Origin of the sequence: Gordonia sp. (in: high G+C Gram-positive bacteria) (genome assembly GCF_049647785.1) — a bacterium.
Taxonomy (GTDB): Bacteria; Actinomycetota; Actinomycetes; order Mycobacteriales; family Mycobacteriaceae; genus Gordonia.
Genome location: NZ_JBARYI010000068.1, coordinates 1 through 4,305 on the forward strand (window position 1 = coordinate 1; position 4,305 = coordinate 4,305).

The 4,305-nt window shown below is 63.6% G+C and carries 2 protein-coding genes and 1 tRNA gene; all 3 read right to left on the bottom strand.

Features of this window, described 5'->3' with window-relative positions; genetic code table 11:
* Positions 1-41: 41 nt before the first annotated feature.
* A tRNA-Arg gene (locus WBA38_RS10655) sits at positions 42-114 on the bottom strand.
* A 66-nt stretch (positions 115-180) separates the two neighbouring features.
* Entirely contained in the window at positions 181-2,781 is a 2,601-nt protein-coding gene (locus WBA38_RS10660) for an AAA family ATPase (RefSeq protein WP_424322668.1), read from the bottom strand.
* Positions 2,778-4,124 carry a metallophosphoesterase family protein gene (locus WBA38_RS10665; protein WP_424322669.1) on the bottom strand — a complete coding sequence of 449 codons (1,347 nt, stop codon included), beginning with the start codon at positions 4,122-4,124 and terminating at the stop codon, positions 2,778-2,780. Before WBA38_RS10665 ends, WBA38_RS10660 begins: the two co-directional genes overlap by 4 nt.
* Positions 4,125-4,305: the final 181 nt, after the last annotated feature.

Below are 4,305 nucleotides of genomic sequence, written 5' to 3' on the forward strand. Positions count from 1 at the left end.
GGCCAGGACTGAAAACAGTCCTGGCCAGCGGCTTCACTTTGTGCCCCCCGTAGGATTCGAACCTACGACCTTCTGCTCCGGAGGCAGACGCTCTATCCCCTGAGCTAGGGGGGCTCATTGGGCGAGAGCAACATTAGCGCACCTGCTCGCCCGCGCCCAACACCGGGGCGCAGTTTCCCGTCAGACTGCGATCAGCTTGGCCCCGACCACATCTCGATACCGGTCGGGTGTGCAGGTCAAGACAATGATCTGCGCGTCACCCCCGGAAGTTCCCAGAACCTGCGCCATGGACGCCAGTCGCGTCGGGTCGGTGTAACCCAACGCATCGTCGAGAATTAATGGAACGCCGTCGGCCTCGTCAACCAAGGTCGCACAGGCCAAGCGCGCCAACAGGCCAAGCTGCTCTTTGGCGCCGCCGGAAAGTGCGTCAACATCAACGGTGACGCCATCGAGCGTCCGCGTCGAGATCACAAAATCATCGTCGACCCCGAACTTCACATCGTCACCGAACACCGGACCAGCCAACTCCTCGAGGCGATCGGTGAAGGGATCGACATAGCGTGCGCGTGACTCGTTCCGCTTGCGCTGCAGGGTCTCGTGAAGCACTCGGGCGCCTGCCGCCCGCTCTGACACTCGTTTCAATTGCGCTGAGGCAGCGTCATTTTCGGCAACGGCATCGGAAAGTTCATCGAGCCTGCCATCGGCCCGACACACATCGAGCCGCGTCGACAGCTCCGTCTGCAAACGCTTTTGTTCGGCCAACTGCTGCCGAACGCGTGTCTGTGCCGCCTCCGCGTCACTCAGCGCCCCGCGCAAGCCATGCAAGTTCAGCTTCTCCAATTGCTCACGTACCTTCGCCAGCACGGCGGTGGCAGTGTCAAGCTCAGTTTGCGCCTGCGCCACGCGTTCGACGAGCATCTCGTCGGAGGCCTCCGCAGCAGCAGAATCGATTTCCGCACTGAGTGCGGCCGCCTCCTCAACGCTGCGAACTCCGGACTCCTCCAGGGTCGTCGCCCGCAAGGTCTGTTCGCTTGCCGATGCGATCAGGGCATCGCGCCGACGATCTGCCTGCGCAATCAGGTCTGCGAGCTCACGCTCAGCGCGCCGCAGTTCGACGGGGTCACCAGCCGCCTCGTCGCTCGGTTCGGGGAGGCGTCCGACAATGTCGAGCCGCTGCTTCTCCAAATCTTCGGTACGCGTGCCGCCAAGCTCGCGGGCAATCGCCCGCTCGGCTTCAGCAGTCTGACGTACCGCTTCCGCGCGACGATTCGACGCTGGCGCAACTTCCGCGAGACTCTTGAGCCCGCAGCGGGCCAGCAGTGCTTCCTCACGTTCCCGCAAACCGGCGAGTTCGGTCGCCAGAACTGCCGAATCCGCGCCCGGCAGCACCTCGATGCGAGCAATTCCAGGAACCTCGATGACCGTCACATCCGCAGCGGACACCTCCCGCCGATGGTCAATGGTGTCGCCACCGATCAACACATCGGTGTTGCCGAGACGAGTCACCGAGACGGTCGCGGTGGCTGCGTCGAGTCGGGCAGTAAGTGCCGTGAGGTCACGATCGAGTGCCGCCGCGAGCCGAACATCATCATCGGTCACCACAATTGCCGCAACTTGATGCTGAGCCGATGTGAGTTCGGTCCGGAGACGCCCAACTTCGGCCAGCGTGTGATCCAGACGAGCCAACCGTGCCCGATCGGCGGCAATCCGGGAGGCCGCTTCGGCCGCAGCGAGATCGGTTCGCATACTCGCAAGTGCCGCCTGCGACGTTGCTAGTTCGGCAGCGAGCGCCTCCGCCTGCTTCGTGGAAACCCCAGCGTGTTTCCGCGCCTCAGCGATTGCCACCGCGTTGGCCTCGGCCGAGGCACGAAGTTTCGACAGGCGGGCACGCGCATGTTCCCTGGCCGTCACCGCGGCGAGCGCCTGCTTATGCACCATCGCCTTAGTCTCGACAATCGCGCGGGCGGCCGTCGCCTTCTCCCCGACAGCTTCCGCCTCCGTGAGCGCTGCGCTCGCCGTCGACGCGTCGACGTCGCGCTGCTGCTCATCAACAAGGAGTTGCCTAATCGACTCGGCAACGCGCGGAAGTCGGTCTGCGGCGTCTTGCACGCCCTTCAGGATCTCCTCCCGTTCGGCAACCTGCTTGGCCGCGGATGCCGCAGCGGCTTGTGCGTCAGCGAGTTCACCGGTCGGGCGGCCCTGCGCCAGCGTGAAGTACTTCTTGTACTCAGTCGTCACTGCGGCGGCGAGCTCCAGCATTTGCGGCGACTCACCGCCGTCGGAGTCCGATTCGGCTTGTCCCGCAGCATGGTCAAGGGCTTGCGACAGCGCCGAACTATTCGCGAGATCGCCGAGTTTCGGGTCTGCCGACTGCAGCAGTCGCAGCGCACCGAACAACGTCTTGTCGAGCGATTCGGAGAAGATCTGTTCCACTCGCTCGTGCGCTTCGCGTCCTGCCAACTGCTCGCGAGCCGGTTCTAGGATTGTGAGCGAGGTTTCCGGCTGCCGGTTGAACCGTTTGAAGTACTCGAACCGCCAAGGGCCGCAAGAAATTTCGGCCCAAATTCCGGTTCCGACGTCACGGCCCGACGGTTGCACAGCCCGCACATTCTTCGATTTGCTGCTGGCTTGCGTCGTCAACAGGAGGTCGAAGGCTTCCATCATCGACGACTTCCCTGCCTCATTGTCGCCCTCGATCACCGTGACGCCGGCATCGGCAAATTCAATCTCTCGAGAAGCGACGCCGCGGAAGTTCTCAACGCGCAGTCGGTGCAGTCTCATCGCGCCGCTCCCGAAAGTCGGTACAGCAAACCGAGAGCCGATCGTGCCGCAGCCGCATCGGCGGCGTCAGCGGAATCCGCGCTTGCGCGCTCTGCGAGCTCGGCTGCCGCCTGCGCCGCATAGCCACCGAGGTCGAGTGCAGTGATATCCGACGGGTCGGAGACGACGGTGAGGTCATGGTGCCGTTCCCAAATCTTCAAGGCGGCGAAGCGGTCACCGAACTCTTCCAGCAGATCATTAAGCGCGACATTGTCTGCGACGCTGACGGTGCCGACTAAGGAAATCTGCACCACGGTGCGCGACTTTTCGTCGACTGCGGACAGCGTTTCACGCAGGCGAGCGATGTCTTCGGGCCCATTCATGTCGTCACGGATGGTGCGGAAAGCCCACTGTCCCACTCGATGTGGGGTGACATTGACAGTTGAGGTGGTGCCGCGTGCGAGCGTGACCTCGAGGACGTTGCCTGGCGCATGCTCCACGTGGTCGAAGGCGGTGACTTCCGGGGCACCGGAGTACCAGATCCGTCCGGAGTCGCCTACCGAAGTGACCGAGTGACGGTCGCCGAGGGCGACGTAGTCGACGAGTTCTGCGGCAACCGCAACGTCGAGGGTGGCTGCCCCGACCGTGGAGGGATCATCGTTGGGGCTGAGGGCATCGACGCCGCCGTGTCCGACGACGATCCGGATGTCGTCGGAGGCCGCGAGCGAAGCGACTTGGTCGTTGACAAGGTCGGACAGCGGGCGCTTAGTTGTCCAGGGGGCGGCGACAAGGCTGACGCCGTCACGGACCCGGACAACTCCAGCTTTGTCGAGGACCACGACGTTGTCGGGGCAATTGGCGGTGAAGTCTTTTGAGCGGTAGACGCTGGTGGCGTCGAGTGGATCGTGGTTGCCCGGCAACAGGTACACCGGCACCGGGTATTCCCCGAGGGCGGCGAGCGTTCGACGAATAATGCGGGTGGAGACGCGCGGATCGTCGAAGACGTCACCGCACACCACCACAAACTCGGCGCTTGTGGTCCGCGCGAGTTCTCCGATGCGAATAACAGCGTCTTCACGAGCGGCGTTGTAGGTGTGCTGCGCCTCCCCAGCCAGGAAGTGGCGCGTCATCCCGAGTTGCCAATCCGCGGTGTGGAGGAACGTCACTTGATGGGCTAGCCCAGCTTCGGGTTCTGCGTCGCCGGTCCGATCAGTGGTATTGGCCACCACGGGTGCGACCACCGGGGGCGCGACTACCGGTTTCACCGAGAACAACGCCAACGGTTCAGGTTCGTAATCGAACAGGGGTTCCGTCACACAACCCCCGGACTCGAGCGATGCACCGTCGAAACTCGGTGAAGCCACGCCGTCCCCTTTCGCCACCTTTTGCGTGGAAGTTCGGATTTCCACTCTGCCAAGACGATGTTACGAGGCCCCTCTGACAAAACCGGTCAGGTGCATCCTCCAGTGTCGCCGACCGACCCTCGCCCCCGCGGCCCGCCTGCTCGTTCTCGCATGATGCGTCGATTCCCGCACTATGTCAGAC

Bases quoted from the DNA above. Each gene is read 5' to 3' on its own strand.
- WBA38_RS10660 (WP_424322668.1), bottom strand. From the start codon at position 2,781: ATGAGACTGCACCGACTGCGCGTTGAGAACTTCCGCGGCGTCGCTTCT.